Origin of the sequence: Pseudoalteromonas sp. MEBiC 03485, assembly GCF_004195145.1 — a bacterium.
Lineage (GTDB): Bacteria > Pseudomonadota > Gammaproteobacteria > Enterobacterales > Alteromonadaceae > Pseudoalteromonas > Pseudoalteromonas apostichopi.
Window position 1 is genome coordinate 2,548,626 of record NZ_SGBT01000001.1, and the last position, 14,300, is coordinate 2,562,925.

A 14,300-nucleotide genomic window follows, 5' to 3' on the forward strand; every position below is an offset into this window, starting at 1 on the left:
TGAATATTTTTATTCAGCTTTTTTATTTTACCGAAACCTTAATGTACTAAAGTGAATGGCCGCGTATCAAACTGCTTGATAGGGCAGAGCATTCGCTGCCTTGGAATACCAGCTTCCATAAACACTAAACCATCTGCTGAAAAGCCATTTTGTTTAAACCTGTCTACCTCATTCAAAATACAATTAATACTGACACAGTCACAGCCTTGCTTTTCAGCCATACTTACTAAGTAATTCAATAATGATTTGTAAACCGAACGGTTACGGTGTTCAGGCAAAACTGCTATACGACCAATTAGGCCATCATTGCATAAACGCCCAGTAGCAACTGGGCATTTACATTCGTCTGTTACAAGGACGTGATGTGCTGTTTTATCTAAATGGTCAAACTCAATGTGTTTTGGAATATGCAATTCGCAAACAAATACCCGCTCTCGGATCTGTTGTAAAAGTTCCTTGTCGATATTCCATTCAACTTCATCTATTTGATAGCCCATAAACACACGCTCCTAACAAAACCAAATACCCTCATTTAAAAGTGTAGTAAAAGTTTTCAAGAAAATGTGATTATTTTTTGAACTATTTATATCAGCAGCTGTCAGCCAGGTTTGATCTGTGAGCTTTTTAATTAATTCAAGCTCATGTAAATCATGCATGTAATTAATGCCATTAACACTTAAAAGTATTTTATCTCCAATCACTTGATAGATTGCTCGGGTGCCACCTAAGCGCTCAAAAACAACCTCGTCATCACGTAGTAACTCAAGTAAATTATCTAATGTATAAGGTTCTTCTAAAGGTGCTAAATCCATTTCATGTTTTGGCTGACTCATATTGTTACCAAGCCAAGTCTTAAATACTGCATCATCATTTATTGCAGCAATCATCAGCTGTTTAACATTTTCAGCTTCAAATTCCTTAAGTTCGCCTTTTGAGTCACGTAATTTAAGCTCAGCATCACTGTATCGTTGATTGCCAAGTTCAGTATCTATCAAATGGTCTGCAAACTGTGATAATAAATCGCGCTGGTTTGGTGCTCGAAAGCCAACAGAGTAATTTAATGCGTTTTCAACTGCGTAACCCTCATGTGGACAACCCGGTGGAATATAAAGAATATCACCAGGCTCTAGAACACAGTCGATAACAGCAGGAAACTGCTCGACTTGTAGCAGGCTTTTATTTTGCGCAAACTGTCTTAGGTTAGCATCAGGCATACCAACCCGCCAATGGCGTTTGCCTTGGCCTTGAATAATAAACACATCGTATTGGTCTAAATGCGGGCCAACACCACCACCTGGTGTTGAGTAGCTAATCATTAAATCATCGATGCGCCAGTTAGGAATAAAGCGAAATGGCTCTAGTAATTGAGCAGCTTCGTTATGCCAATGGTCAACCGCTTGTACTAGTAATGTAGCGTGCTTTTCAGTCAATAAGCTAAAGTCTTCAAACGGACCATGGTGTGCTTGCCAGTCATTTGAGTGATTGGTCACTATTCGTGATTCAATACTTTCTTCCATGGCAAGACCCGCAAGCTCTTCTGGCTCAATGGGGTCAGTAAAGTCTTTAAAACCTTGTTTGATAAGCAATGGTATTTTTTGCCAATACTGAGCTAAAAATTGCTCTTGGGTAAGTGAATTGATGGATAATTGATACATAACATGACCTAAGCGAATTGGTATAAAAAAAGCGAAAGGAAGGCCTTTCGCTTTTTCAAGTCTTTGTTTGAATTTAAGCTAAGTTATCGATGAACTCAACCGCACGACCAATGTAATTAGCCGGTGTCAATTTCTTCATTTCTACTTTTGCTTCTTCAGGTAACTCAAGACCGTCGATGAAATCAGCCATGATTTCTTGGTTTACGCGCTTACCACGAGTAAGGTCTTTAAGTTTTTCATATGGCTTTTCGATACCATATTTACGCATAACAGTTTGGATTGGCTCTGCGAGTAATTCCCAGTTTTGATCTAGCTCTTGTAATAAACGTTCTTCATTTACTTCAAGCTTGCTTACACCTTTTAATGTCGCTTGGTAAGCGATAAGAGTGTAGCCCATACCAACACCTAGGTTACGTAACACTGTTGAGTCAGTTAAGTCACGTTGCCAGCGAGATACCGGTAGTTTTTGCGCAAGGTGAGTAAAGATAGCGTTAGCAATACCTAAGTTACCTTCAGAGTTTTCAAAATCAATCGGGTTTACTTTGTGAGGCATTGTTGAAGAACCAATTTCACCTGCGATTGTTTTTTGTTTGAAGTGGTTAAGTGCAATGTAGCCCCAAACGTCACGGTCAAAATCAAGTAATACAGTGTTGAAACGTGCAACTGCATCGAATAACTCGGCAATGTAATCGTGTGGCTCGATTTGTGTTGTGAACGGGTTGAATGTTAAACCTAGGCTCGTTACGAACTGCTCAGCGTGGCTGTGCCAATCGTAATCTGGGTATGCACTTAGGTGAGCGTTGTAGTTACCTACAGCACCGTTGATTTTACCTAACATTTCTACGTTAGCAATTTGGTCACGTTGACGCTTTAAGCGCATGTAGACGTTTGCAAACTCTTTACCCATTGTAGAAGGGGTAGCTGGTTGACCGTGGGTACGTGTCATCATCGCAACTGACTTGTACTCAACTGCTTTTTCTTTTAATGCATTTAGAAGTTGGTCACAGTATGGAAGTAAAACTTTGTCACGCGCTTCAGTTAGCATTAAACCATGAGACAAGTTATTGATGTCTTCTGAAGTACATGCAAAGTGAATGAATTCGTTAACTGCGTTAAGCTCCGCGTTGTCAGCCACTTTTTCTTTAAGTAGGTATTCAACTGCTTTAACGTCATGGTTGGTTGTGCGCTCGATCTCTTTAACGCGTGCTGCGTCAGCTTCGCTAAAGTTATCAACAATGGCATTAAGTAAAGCATTAGCCTCGTCGCTAAATGCCGGTACTTCTGTGATTGCGCTAGCTGCAGACAAAGCTTGTAACCAACGAACTTCAACAGTTACACGGTATTTGATTAAACCAAATTCGCTGAAAATACTGCGTAGTTCCGTGGTCTTGCTGCCATAGCGACCATCTACCGGAGAGATAGCGGTTAACGCTGAAAGCTCCATAATGACTCCTAAATTGTCTAGTTTGAACGATAATTAAATTGATTGTTTAGCAATAGCGAGGATTTTTCTTTTTGCAAAGAAAAAGTGACGGCGTTTACCGCCCATTTGTCGCCATAACACGGCACTACGAATTCCGGCCAATAATAAGGCGCGAATTTTGTTTTGCGTGAGCTGCTGTTTTAATAACTCTGGCTTGCCGTAAACTTGAATACGATGCCCAAGGGGGCTTAGCACCGACGAGTAAATATCAGCAAGCGCTGCTACTACAGTATCATCTGTGATAGCAAAATGGTCGAGGCGACGTTTAACGTCATCAATGCGACGACCTAATTCATTTAAGCTGCTTTGTTTTGCGCTCAAGGCACGTTCTAATTGCATTAAGCCACCTACATATTTTACGATTTCGACGTCTTTATCTGCGCCGGCAGAAAGCTGGGCAATCAAAATACGATAGCCTTCACGTAAATTATGTTTACCCTGATATACATCTTCAGGTGTATCAGGTGATGTTTCGACAATACAGCTTAATAACTTTTCTAATTCGTGATCACTGCCTTGGCCATATTGCGCAACTTTTTGTACTTGTTTGGCAACTTGGCACATGGCAGCTAAAGCCATGACTTGGTGCTCTGTCATTACTTAATCACCGAATCAATAATACCACCACCTAAGCAGACTTCATCAGCGTAGAATACGGCTGATTGACCAGGTGTAACCGCTTTTTGTGGCTCATCAAATAATACGCGAGCCATGCCATCTTCACCAACGAGTAATGTACAGCTGATGTCTTCTTGGCGATAACGAGTTTTAACAGTACAGCGCGTTGTACCTTTAGGGCCAACACGGTCAACCCAGTGTAGTTGATTTGCATTTAAGCCATTGCTGTATAGGCGAGGGTGGTCTTTACCTTGGCCAACAACTAGTACATTGCGTTCAATGTCTTTGTCTACAACATACCAAGGTTCACCCGAACCTTCTTTCATACCACCAATTAAGAGGCCTTTACGTTGACCTAAAGTGTGATACATCAAGCCTTCGTGCTCACCAACTTCATTGCCATCGGTATCTTCGATTTTACCTGGCTGTGCCGGTAAGAATTTTTGTAAGAAATCTTTGAATTTACGCTCACCGATAAAACAAATACCTGTACTGTCCTTTTTATCGTGAGTTATTAAATCTTGCTCTTCGGCAATACGGCGAACTTCAGGTTTAGCAATATCACCTACAGGGAAAAGCGTTTGTGCAATATGTTCATGGCTTAAAGTGTATAAGAAATAACTTTGATCTTTATTGTCATCAAGGCCACGACACATAACAAATTTATCACCCCGTTTTTCACGGCGCACATAGTGACCAGTAGCGATGTAATCAGCGCCGAGTGCTTGAGCTGCAAATTCTAAGAATGCTTTGAATTTAATTTCTTTATTACACATGATGTCTGGGTTAGGCGTACGGCCTGCTTTGTACTCTGCTAAGAAGTACTCAAAAACATTATCCCAGTATTCTGCTGCAAAATTTACAGTATGAAGCTCAATACCTAATTTATCACAGACTGCTTGTGCGTCTTTAAGGTCTTCAGCTGCAGCGCAATATTCATCATTATCATCTTCTTCCCAGTTTTTCATGAACAGGCCTTCAACTTGATAGCCTTGTTGCTTTAATAAATACGCTGATACAGAAGAATCCACACCGCCGGACATACCCACGATGACTTTAATGTGACTATTTTCGCTCATAATATTCGCTGTCATTTTTTAACTGCTATGGAAAGGCCGATATTATATACCCAAACCAGCCAAAATCACAGCCGTTATTGGTAAATCAAACTAAGTGGATAGGCTTTACCAGCTAAATGATCTTCAATGCATTTTAAAACGAGGGGGCTTCTCAGTGGTAGGCTTTTAATTTGTTCAAAACTAAACCAATCTGCGCTGAGAATATCATCATCCTGGGGGGAGGGTGCTATTAGTGTAGGGCAATTAAAAGCAAAACTAAAACGCATATAGTGAACGCCATTCGCGGCATGCAAATTATAAATGCCAACAAGGTGATTGGCATTAAGGCTAATGCCAGTTTCTTCAATAAGTTCGCGATGAGCTGCTTCTGCTAAGGTTTCATTGGCTTCTAAATGACCTGCTGGTTGGTTATAACAAATTTCACCTGTGTGCTTATCGCGCTCTTTAACAAGTAAATACTTGTCTTGACACCTGACGATTGCAGCAACTGTGACATTAGGTTTATGCATCGGGATTGTTCACGACTTTAAACTGGCCACTGTCCAAACCATCAAGAGTATAGTTACCAATGCTATATCTAATTAATCGCAAAGTAGGGAAACCAACATGGGCTGTCATACGGCGAACTTGGCGGTTTCTTCCTTCAGTGATGGATATTTCTAACCAGCTAGTTGGAATATTCTTTCGTTCGCGAACGGGCGGGGTACGTGGCCAAATTGCGGGTTCATTAATTCGCCTAACCTTGGCAGGCTTGGTCATGCCATCTTTAAGCTCTACGCCTTTGTTAAGCGCAAAGATAGCCTCATCAGTAACATCACCTTCTACTTGCACCCAATACGTTTTTGCTGTTTTTTTATTGGGTTCAGTGAGAGTGTGTTGTAATTTACCGCAGTTTGTAAGTAGCAACAGCCCTTCACTATCTCTGTCTAGGCGTCCTGCTGCATAAACGTCTTTAATAGTAATAAAGTCGGCAAGCGTTTTGCGGTTTTGATCATCAGTAAACTGGCAAAGCACATCAAATGGTTTGTTAAACAGTACGACTTTACGTTTCTCTGGGCTAATTGCTTTTTTTACTTCACGTTTTTGTATCGGCCTTGAGTATGTTCGGCCACTACTGCGACGTGGTTTACTTTTAGGTTTGTTTACCATTAAATGCACCTAGCTGGTTTAGGTAAACCTGCAATTTTAGTTGCTTGCTTAGCAGGACCTTTAGGGAAAAGTTTGTACAAGTACATGCTATTACCTTTTTCTTCACCAAGCTTTTGAGCCATAGCTTTGACCAACATACGAATAGCTGGGCTGGTGTTGTATTCAAGATAAAAATCACGCACAAAGTGCACAACTTCCCAGTGCTGTTCACTTAAAGTAATGTTCTCTTGTTCAGCAATGATAGGCGCTAGATCTTCACACCAATCATTTGAATCAAGTAAATAACCTTGTTTGTCTGTTTCTATTTGTTTGTTATTAAATTCAAGCATGGTTTACCAAGTAATTGTGTTCTGTGCATTTAAAGTCATTTCTACAAACTGTGTGTAGTCTATTACGATATCCTCTTTATTGAGTGAAATATCGCGAGCTGTAGTATCTTCTTCAAGTAAATATAGACAGGATGAGAACTGCTTAAATTGCATATTGTTATAACAAGCATCACTGACTAGTAGTACCTTATCCTGTGCAGTAATTAGATTAGCCAACATATTATTGCAATAGTGGGATAAGGGTTTCGAAAAAATATGCAATGTACTCATAACGTCACCACCTGATGCTGCTCTGTAATTAAGTCTCGCTGTTGCTCAAAGTTAGCTACTTTAACATCGATAATCAGACTATCTTCTGAAAGGTTAAAGTCCATTAACGACTTTTCACAGACATAAATGTTTTCAACATCGTATAACTCAAGGGTTTTAATGGTTTTAAAATAGTTTTTAATGCCAAGTAGCTCTGGCTGTTGATTTTTTTTCAGAGCTAATACTGCCTCACCACTAAGAAGCCAACTAATGTTTTGTTCGATAGCAGCAAAAATCAGTGTAGTGTCGAGTGATTCACGAATATGTTGATCATCAAATGGACTGTGTTGACTGATCACAAGAATGTTTTTCATTTAAACTGCACCCATTTATCAGCTTCACTTACTAACATTGCAAACTCAGCTAAGCCAGCAACTGTAAACACGCCTGTGTTATCAATATCTAACCCTCGTTTTTCTGCAGCAGTAACACAAAGAAGCAGAGGAACATCTTGCGAGTTTAATTCTTGCCATAAACGATTAATTGGTAACTCATCACTGGCAAGTTCTAAATGATTACTGGAGTGGAAAACACCTGCTTGATAAAGAAAGATAGCTGTAATTGAGTGACCAGAATCAAGACAAGCTTGCGCAAATTTAATTAGCCGTTGTGTCGTGTCATGATCGGTCGGCGCGGTATGAAGAGAAAGTACAAATTGTGCCAAAACGCATCCAATAAAAAAGCCCCTAGAAAGGGGCTATTTTAGCAGAACTATTTAATTAGTCATCACTTGCACCAAGTAGGTGTAGAAGTGACGTAAATAAATTATACACGTTCAGATATAAAGCAACTGTTGCGCGGATGTAATTTGTCTCACCGCCATTAATAATGCGGCTAGTGTCAAATAATATTAAACCAGACATAATCAATACAACTGCAGCGTTAATTACCATAAAGGTAATAGAGCTACCAATAAATAAATTTACTAAGCTTGCGATAATTACCACAATTAAGCCCACTGTTAAAAAACCACCCATAAATGAGAAATCTTTTTTAGTGGTTAGAGCGTAAGCTGATAAGCCGAAGAAGATTAAGGCTGTCGAACCTAGGGCTTGCATAATAAGCATAGGGCCATTTGGCATTGCAGCGTAGTAGTTAAGCATTGGACCAAGTCCTGCGCCCATCAAACCTGTGAAAACGAATACCCAGGCAACACCTGATGCACTGTCTGCCTTTTTGTTGACAACAAAAAGTACACCAAATGCAATCAAGCTAAATACTAACCCCATAAAATAAGGTAGATTCATTGCCATTGAAATACCGGCTGTTACTGCGCTAAATGCCAGTGTCATAGCTAGTAAGAAATAGGTATTCTTCAAAACTTTATTGGTTTCAATAGTCGACATTACTGGTCTAGCAGTATTGTACGATTGATTAAACGCCATTGTTAGAGCTCCTTTAAATGAACTTATACGTTCGTTAGTTCCAATTATTAAACTGAACTAAGCCTATCAAGAGTTATATATTTGGGCAAACTATTGTGGATCAATAGACAAGATAAATAATAGAAAAGTTCAAATCGATTATATTTTGAGTGTGATTGTGTTAATGCTGAACGATTTAGTTGTTTTTTAATCACTTAAACAGTTTTTTGAAAAAAAAGCTTCACAAACCCGGCTTCCTTATCTATTATGCACGCCGTCGGAGAGATGGCAGAGTGGTCGAATGCACCGGTCTTGAAAACCGGCAGGGGTTTGTAGCCCCTCTAGGGTTCAAATCCCTATCTCTCCACCATTATTTTTACTACTTGTGTAAACGGGTAGGTTTTCGCATTCGGAGAGATGGCAGAGTGGTCGAATGCACCGGTCTTGAAAACCGGCAGGGGTTTGTAGCCCCTCTAGGGTTCAAATCCCTATCTCTCCACCATCATTGAAGCCGCTGAATTTATTCAGCGGCTTTTTTGTTTCTGCCGCTTTATTATTCCTTTGCTAAGCAAATTACGACTATTGTCGATATTTCGCATTTTCCCTAGTTAGTCCATGCTTAATACTTCTCGTATTATCTTTGTGGCATTAGGGAATTTATGAAACATCGTTTAGCAAAGAGTGTAGGACTTTCTTTATTATCGCCTGTGATCGTTGGTTGTATCTTAGGCCTTTATTATGCGTTTTCACTTGAAGGAAATGGCTTTAGTATTTTCTTTAACTTACTTGTCAGTGCAATAGCCAATGCACACATTGTAGGCTTAACTATGGCTGCATTTGTGGTACCTGGCTACCTGCTTATGTATAAGTATGCGAAAGTAAATTATTCAGGTGTGCTGACACTGGGTTTACTAGGTGGAGCTATCTTTAGTTACTTATTGAGTGCTACAACAGGTATGGCATTTGTAGTCAATGCTGTCATGTCTGCCCTTGCAGCAGGGCTGTTTTTATTTGGTTTAAGACAGGGCCTTACAGCACAATCTTCTCATCAATAGCAGAATAATTAATCAAGCTGAATGAAATTGAGGGCAAAATGTTTTTTTTTGCCCTCAAAAGGTTTCATTTGTCGTCTACAAAGAGTACCTTTAGCTACTGTATGTTTAATAAGAAGTAGTTTGGTATGCAAAAGCAAGATTTTTACCAGTCATTAGTTAAACAAACTGAATCGCTAATCACTGGTGAATCAAATATCATTGCCAACATGGCAAATATTAGTGCGCTGTTATTTACCTCACTAGAGGACGTAAATTGGGCGGGCTTTTATTTGATGGATTCACCTGAAGAATTAGTGCTAGGGCCGTTTCAAGGTAATCCTGCATGTATCCGTATTCCAGTAGGTAAAGGGGTATGTGGAACTGCCGCGCAAACACAACAAACACAACTCATTGCAGACGTGCATGCATTTGCTGGCCATATTGCCTGTGACGCTGCATCTAACTCAGAAGTAGTTGTGCCGATTTTCAAAGACGGTAAAGTAATTGCTGTACTTGATATCGATAGCCCAAGCATTGCGCGATTCGATGCTGATGATCAAGCTGGTTTAGAAGCATTGGTAAAGTGCTTTGAGGCAAATCTAAAATGAAAGATCTGCTAAATGTGCAAGATTACCTCTTTGCAATTGCTGATGTTGGTGATTGGGAAGGGGAAGAAGAAGTTGTTGCTGAAAGGCTCAACGACCTGATTCACATGGCTTGGGATCGTCTACCGGACGACCTTGACTGTGAATCAATTGATGAAATTATAAATGGTATTTGGGAACACCTTCGTGGTGATTTAGCGCTTATTGAAGCGGACTTCGAAGAGTTGACCGACTGGGTAACACACTATGTCGATTCATCACTTGATGAAAAGATGTAATAAAAGGTTCTAAGATGGAAACCACAAACAAGCTAAAAGATATTAATGAAGTACTGGATTTCTTATATCAAGAATTTCCACAATGTTTTAAACAAAAAGACGGTATTCAGCCGCTTAAAGTCGGTATCTTTAAAGATATTGCTGAGCGCATTGAAGGTTCTGAGAAGGTAAGTAAAACTCAGGTACGTCAAGCATTAAGAAAGTACACCTCAAACTGGCGCTATTTAGAAGCTGTGACAAAGTCTGAGTTCCGTATCGATCTTGATGGTAATCAAGACGAAAAAGTTGAACAAGAGCACATTGAGCACGCACAAAAAGCGTTAGAAGAAAGCCGCGCTAAAATGGCGAAGCGTAAGAAGCCGCAACGTCCACGTAAAGACGGTGACACAAAATCTTACAAAAAGAATACTGGCCACCACGCTAAATCAGGCGAAAAAGGCGCTAAAGTAAGTAATAAGCCAGCTAAAGCTGCTCCTGCAAAACGTTCAGGAAAAGTTGAACCTTTACCTGCCTCTGAGGTCAAGGTTAATAGCAAAGTTAAAGTTAAACTTGGCCAAGCACTTGTAAACGCAGTTATTACTGAAGTGAATAAAGATGAAGTTCACGTTGAGTTAGTAACAGGGATGCAAGTTAAGACCAAAGCAGACAGCCTGTATATCATTTAATAGCTGTAAAAAATAAAGGAGTTGTGTATGAGTAAAAAGTTTACGCTCATTCCGTTAGTCGCTGCCCTGTTTTCAGGTTCATTATTGGCATCTTCAGACAATTTGACTGAAAAAGATCTGCCAGTACTCAAGCAAGAAAGCCAACATAGTACGGCAAGCAAACGGGTGACAAACTTATTTACTCGTGCACATTACAAACCAATTAAATTTAACGATCAATTATCTGAAAAGGTTTTTGATCGATACATTGAATCTCTCGACTACAACAAAAATGTATTTTTAGCGTCTGATATTGCTTCTTTTGAGCAGTATAAAGATCAGTTTGATAATGCATTGTCGACAGGTAAATTGGGATTTGCCTTTGATATTTTTAACTTAAGCTTAAAACGTCGTTTTGAACGTTATGATTATTCTTTATCGCTGCTTGAAAACGAAATGAAGTTCGATAAAGAAGATGAGTATCTGTTCGACCGTGAAGACGCCAATTGGGCAACAAGCCAAGCTGAGCTTGATGAACTTTGGCGTCAACGAGTCAAGTACGATGCTTTACGATTAAAAATGACGGGTAAAGACTGGCAAGGCATTAAAGAAGTCTTGACCAAACGATACCACAATGCGCAAAAACGCTTAGTGCAAACTAATAGTGAAGATGCTTTTCAAATCGTGATGAATTCATTCGCACGAAGCATTGAAGCGCATACCTCTTATTTATCACCTCGCCGTGCTGAGCAATTTAAGATGGACATGGATCTTGAATTAGAAGGCATTGGTGCTGTGCTTAGCTATGATGAAGACTATACAGTAATTCGTAGCTTAGTACCTGGTGGCCCGGCTGATAAGTCAGAACAAATTAAAGCAGATGACCGTATTATTGGTGTTGCCCAAGAAGGTGAAGAGTTTGTTGATGTGATTGGCTGGCGTTTAGATGACGTAGTTGATCTGATCAAAGGCCCAAAAGGGACAAAAGTTCGCCTGCAATACCTAAAAGGTGCAGATGCTCACGGTACACCTAAAGTAGTTGAAATCACTCGTGATAAGATCCGCTTAGAAGACCGCGCTGCAAAATCTGAAGTATTTGAAGCAAAATACTCTGACTTAACCAGCAAAATTGGTGTTATTGAAATTCCTGGTTTCTACAACAATTTATCGCAAGACGTTAAAATTGAAATTGCGAAATTAAAAGAAGCCAAAGTAGACGGTATTATCATTGATTTACGTCAAAATGGTGGGGGCTCACTCTACGAAGCAACTCAGCTTTCTGGTTTATTCATAGACCAAGGTCCAGTAGTGCAAATTCACACGTTAAATAATCGTATTGAAGAGCAAAAAGACCGTGACGGCGTCACTTTTTATGATGGCCCACTCACTGTTTTAGTTGATCGTTACAGTGCATCAGCCTCAGAGATTTTTGCTGCAGCAATGCAAGATTATGGCCGTGCAATTGTGATTGGTGAACAAACATTTGGTAAGGGTACAGTACAGCAGCATAAACCCCTTGGCCGCGCCTATGACTTATACGATCACCCATTAGGTAGCGTGCAATATACAATCGCTAAGTTCTACCGTATCAATGGCGGAAGCACGCAGCACAAAGGAGTGATCCCAGATGTGTCATTCCCATCAGCAATTGAACCATCGGAGTGGGGCGAGAGCCAACAAGATAATGCCTTACCTTGGGATAGTATCATTCGTGCTAAATATAATTCAGTCGATAACTTGAAACCAGCTATTGCTTACGTTAATAAGCTTCATGATTCGCGAATTGCAGATGAGCCGGAGTTTGGTTATGTGTTTGATGACATTAAGCGCTACCAAGAAGAGAAAGACCGTAAAACTATCTCACTGGTTGAAGCGACGCGTTTAAAAGAGAAAGATGAAAGTGAAGAGCGTGCTTTAGAGCGTGCTAATGAACGATTAGTTCGCCTTGGTGAAAAGCCAGTAGAAAAGCTTGATGATTTACCTGATAGCCTTGATGAACTAGACCCTTTCTTAGAAGAGGCTGCATTAATCACGCAGGATTTTATTAAATATGGTCGTATTGCTAAGAAATAATTGGCAATTAAATAGCAATATTGATTAATAAAAAGGCGCTTAGGCGCCTTTTTTGCTACCTAAAACAGGTCAGGTTGTTATAATTGCAGGATATGGCTGCCCAAAAGCCACTGAAGTTTTGCGTCAAGCTTACAATAATAATTAAACACGCCACATAAGACGTGTAGGAGACTATCTTTTGAATTCAATTGAAGAGAAACCAATTAAACAGGCCAGTTTTTTAGATGCCTTGATCCCAATTACTGTGCTCGTGTGCCTGCTAGGCGCCGCTGTTTATTTATTCGGTGATAATTCATCATCAGGTCCTAACCAAATCGCTTTATTATTCGCTACTTTTACTGCAGCATTAATTGGTTTAAAAAATGGTTATACCTGGAAAAAACTAGAACAAGCCATGATTGAAGGGATCACCTTATCACTCGGTGCAATCATCATTCTGCTAATGGTGGGTGCCTTAATTGGTACTTGGTTGTTATCGGGTACTGTACCAACTCTAATTTACTATGGGCTACAAATAATAAATCCTAGCTGGTTTTATGCGGCTAGCTGCTTAATTTGTGGCATTGTAGCTATGAGTATAGGCAGTTCTTGGACCACAGCGGCGACCATTGGTGTGGCGTTATTAGGTGTTGCAACAGGCCTTGGCCTTGAACAAGTTGTAACGGCGGGTGCGGTTATTTCTGGTGCCTACTTTGGTGATAAATTAAGCCCACTTTCTGAAACAACTAACTTAGCACCTGCTGTAGCTGGTGCTGATTTATTTGAGCATATCCATCATATGCTTTGGACAACAGTGCCAAGCTTCATCATTGCCTTAATCATTTTTATCTTTATGGGCTTTAATGCTGGAGGCTCAACAGAAGCAGGGCGTATTGATGAAATCGTTAATTTATTAGAGCAAAACTTTAATATCGGTTTTGAAATGCTAGTACCACTGGTTGTGTTATTGCTTTTAGCAATTCGTAAAATGCCGGCGTTCCCTGCAATATCGATTGGTGCGGTGTTAGGTGCGATTTGGGCTATGTTATTTCAGTCAGATTTAATTAACAGCCAAATTGATGCATCACAAGGCCATCTGATTGGCTATTTTAAGTTAGTTTGGACAACTTTCTTTGATGGTTTCAGTATTGACACTGGCGACGAAAAAATGGACTCATTATTAAGCGGTGGAGGTATGGCTGGCATGCTGACAACTACTTGGCTAATTATGACGGCCTTAATGTTTGGCGCAATCATGGAAAAAACTGGATTACTTGATATGTTCGTTAAGAGCATCTTAAAAATTGCTAAAAGCACTGGCTCTCTTATTACTGCAACTATTGCAACTTGTATTGGTACTAATGCAGTTGCAGCTGACCAATACATCGCAATTGTGGTTCCTGGTCGTATGTTTAAAGACGAATATGAAAAGCGAGGCTTAAAGCCGGTAAATCTATCTCGTACGTTAGAAGATGGTGGCACAATTACTAGCCCTCTTATTCCTTGGAACACCTGTGGTGCCTATATGCAAAGTGTTTTACTAATCAATCCATTTGATTATGCCATGTACGCATTCTTTAATTTAATTAATCCATTATTAGCGATTGTTTATGCCTATTTGGGTATTAAAATTTTACGTATAACCCCAAAACACCTTAAACAACAAGCTAACGCTGAATAAACTATTTAGGCCCTGCTAAG

General features: G+C 39.9%; 18 protein-coding genes and 2 tRNA genes. 8 read left to right on the forward strand and 12 right to left on the reverse strand.

What is annotated here, in order from left to right:
* Positions 1-38: 38 nt before the first annotated feature.
* The 12 genes from EVU92_RS11750 to EVU92_RS11805 form a co-directional block, all read right to left on the reverse strand.
* Complete coding sequence (locus EVU92_RS11750; RefSeq protein ID WP_130051380.1) at positions 39-497, reverse strand: GNAT family N-acetyltransferase; 459 nt, start codon at positions 495-497, stop codon at positions 39-41.
* A gap of 12 nt (positions 498-509) precedes the next feature.
* A complete protein-coding gene (locus tag EVU92_RS11755; RefSeq protein WP_130051381.1) occupies positions 510-1,655 on the reverse strand; it encodes a cupin domain-containing protein in 1,146 nt (381 codons plus the stop codon).
* Between the two features lie 73 nt (positions 1,656-1,728).
* On the reverse strand, positions 1,729-3,099 hold the full coding sequence (gene purB, locus EVU92_RS11760; protein WP_130051382.1) for an adenylosuccinate lyase: 1,371 nt from the start codon (positions 3,097-3,099) through the stop codon (positions 1,729-1,731).
* 33 nt (positions 3,100-3,132) lie between these two features.
* A complete protein-coding gene (gene hflD / locus EVU92_RS11765) occupies positions 3,133-3,735 on the reverse strand; it encodes a high frequency lysogenization protein HflD (protein WP_130051383.1) in 603 nt (200 codons plus the stop codon).
* On the reverse strand, positions 3,735-4,835 hold the full coding sequence (gene mnmA, locus EVU92_RS11770; RefSeq protein ID WP_130052284.1) for a tRNA 2-thiouridine(34) synthase MnmA: 1,101 nt from the start codon (positions 4,833-4,835) through the stop codon (positions 3,735-3,737). The genes hflD and mnmA overlap by 1 nt, the downstream gene beginning before the upstream one ends.
* A gap of 74 nt (positions 4,836-4,909) precedes the next feature.
* Positions 4,910-5,344: an NUDIX hydrolase gene (locus EVU92_RS11775; protein ID WP_130051384.1), complete on the reverse strand. Its 435-nt coding sequence runs from the start codon at positions 5,342-5,344 to the stop codon at positions 4,910-4,912.
* Positions 5,337-5,984, reverse strand: coding sequence for an rRNA large subunit pseudouridine synthase E (locus EVU92_RS11780; protein WP_130051385.1), 648 nt, complete (start codon positions 5,982-5,984; stop codon positions 5,337-5,339). Before EVU92_RS11780 ends, EVU92_RS11775 begins: the two co-directional genes overlap by 8 nt.
* A complete protein-coding gene (locus EVU92_RS11785; RefSeq protein WP_130051386.1) occupies positions 5,984-6,313 on the reverse strand; it encodes a TusE/DsrC/DsvC family sulfur relay protein in 330 nt (109 codons plus the stop codon). Before EVU92_RS11785 ends, EVU92_RS11780 begins: the two co-directional genes overlap by 1 nt.
* Positions 6,314-6,316: 3 nt before the next feature.
* Positions 6,317-6,583, reverse strand: a complete 267-nt coding sequence (tusB, locus tag EVU92_RS11790; RefSeq protein WP_130051387.1) for a sulfurtransferase complex subunit TusB — start codon at positions 6,581-6,583, stop codon at positions 6,317-6,319.
* Positions 6,580-6,936 carry a sulfurtransferase complex subunit TusC gene (gene tusC, locus EVU92_RS11795; protein WP_130051388.1) on the reverse strand — a complete coding sequence of 119 codons (357 nt, stop codon included), beginning with the start codon at positions 6,934-6,936 and terminating at the stop codon, positions 6,580-6,582. Before tusC ends, tusB begins: the two co-directional genes overlap by 4 nt.
* A complete protein-coding gene (gene tusD, locus EVU92_RS11800) occupies positions 6,933-7,286 on the reverse strand; it encodes a sulfurtransferase complex subunit TusD (protein ID WP_130051389.1) in 354 nt (117 codons plus the stop codon). Before tusD ends, tusC begins: the two co-directional genes overlap by 4 nt.
* Positions 7,287-7,341: 55 nt before the next feature.
* Positions 7,342-8,007 (reverse strand): Bax inhibitor-1/YccA family protein, encoded by a 666-nt coding sequence (locus EVU92_RS11805; RefSeq protein WP_062564480.1) that lies wholly within the window; start codon positions 8,005-8,007, stop codon positions 7,342-7,344.
* 258 nt (positions 8,008-8,265) lie between these two features.
* Between EVU92_RS11805 and EVU92_RS11810 the strand changes: the two genes are divergently transcribed.
* The 8 genes from EVU92_RS11810 to nhaC all read left to right on the forward strand — a co-directional run bounded on the left by EVU92_RS11810 (position 8,266) and on the right by nhaC (position 14,280).
* Positions 8,266-8,356, forward strand: a tRNA-Ser gene (locus tag EVU92_RS11810).
* A 41-nt stretch (positions 8,357-8,397) separates the two neighbouring features.
* A tRNA-Ser gene (locus EVU92_RS11815) sits at positions 8,398-8,488 on the forward strand.
* 157 nt (positions 8,489-8,645) lie between these two features.
* Complete coding sequence (locus EVU92_RS11820; RefSeq protein ID WP_130051390.1) at positions 8,646-9,041, forward strand: hypothetical protein; 396 nt, start codon at positions 8,646-8,648, stop codon at positions 9,039-9,041.
* A gap of 125 nt (positions 9,042-9,166) precedes the next feature.
* The gene (locus EVU92_RS11825; protein WP_130051391.1) at positions 9,167-9,628 is read left to right on the forward strand and encodes a GAF domain-containing protein; all 462 of its coding nucleotides are present in this window, start codon (positions 9,167-9,169) and stop codon (positions 9,626-9,628) included.
* Entirely contained in the window at positions 9,625-9,903 is a 279-nt protein-coding gene (locus tag EVU92_RS11830) for a hypothetical protein (RefSeq protein ID WP_063705577.1), read from the forward strand. Before EVU92_RS11825 ends, EVU92_RS11830 begins: the two co-directional genes overlap by 4 nt.
* Before the next feature lie 14 nt (positions 9,904-9,917).
* On the forward strand, positions 9,918-10,568 hold the full coding sequence (gene proQ / locus EVU92_RS11835) for an RNA chaperone ProQ (protein WP_130051392.1): 651 nt from the start codon (positions 9,918-9,920) through the stop codon (positions 10,566-10,568).
* 27 nt (positions 10,569-10,595) lie between these two features.
* The gene (gene prc / locus EVU92_RS11840; protein WP_130051393.1) at positions 10,596-12,620 is read left to right on the forward strand and encodes a carboxy terminal-processing peptidase; all 2,025 of its coding nucleotides are present in this window, start codon (positions 10,596-10,598) and stop codon (positions 12,618-12,620) included.
* A gap of 178 nt (positions 12,621-12,798) precedes the next feature.
* Positions 12,799-14,280 (forward strand): Na+/H+ antiporter NhaC, encoded by a 1,482-nt coding sequence (nhaC, locus tag EVU92_RS11845; protein WP_130051394.1) that lies wholly within the window; start codon positions 12,799-12,801, stop codon positions 14,278-14,280.
* Positions 14,281-14,300: the final 20 nt, after the last annotated feature.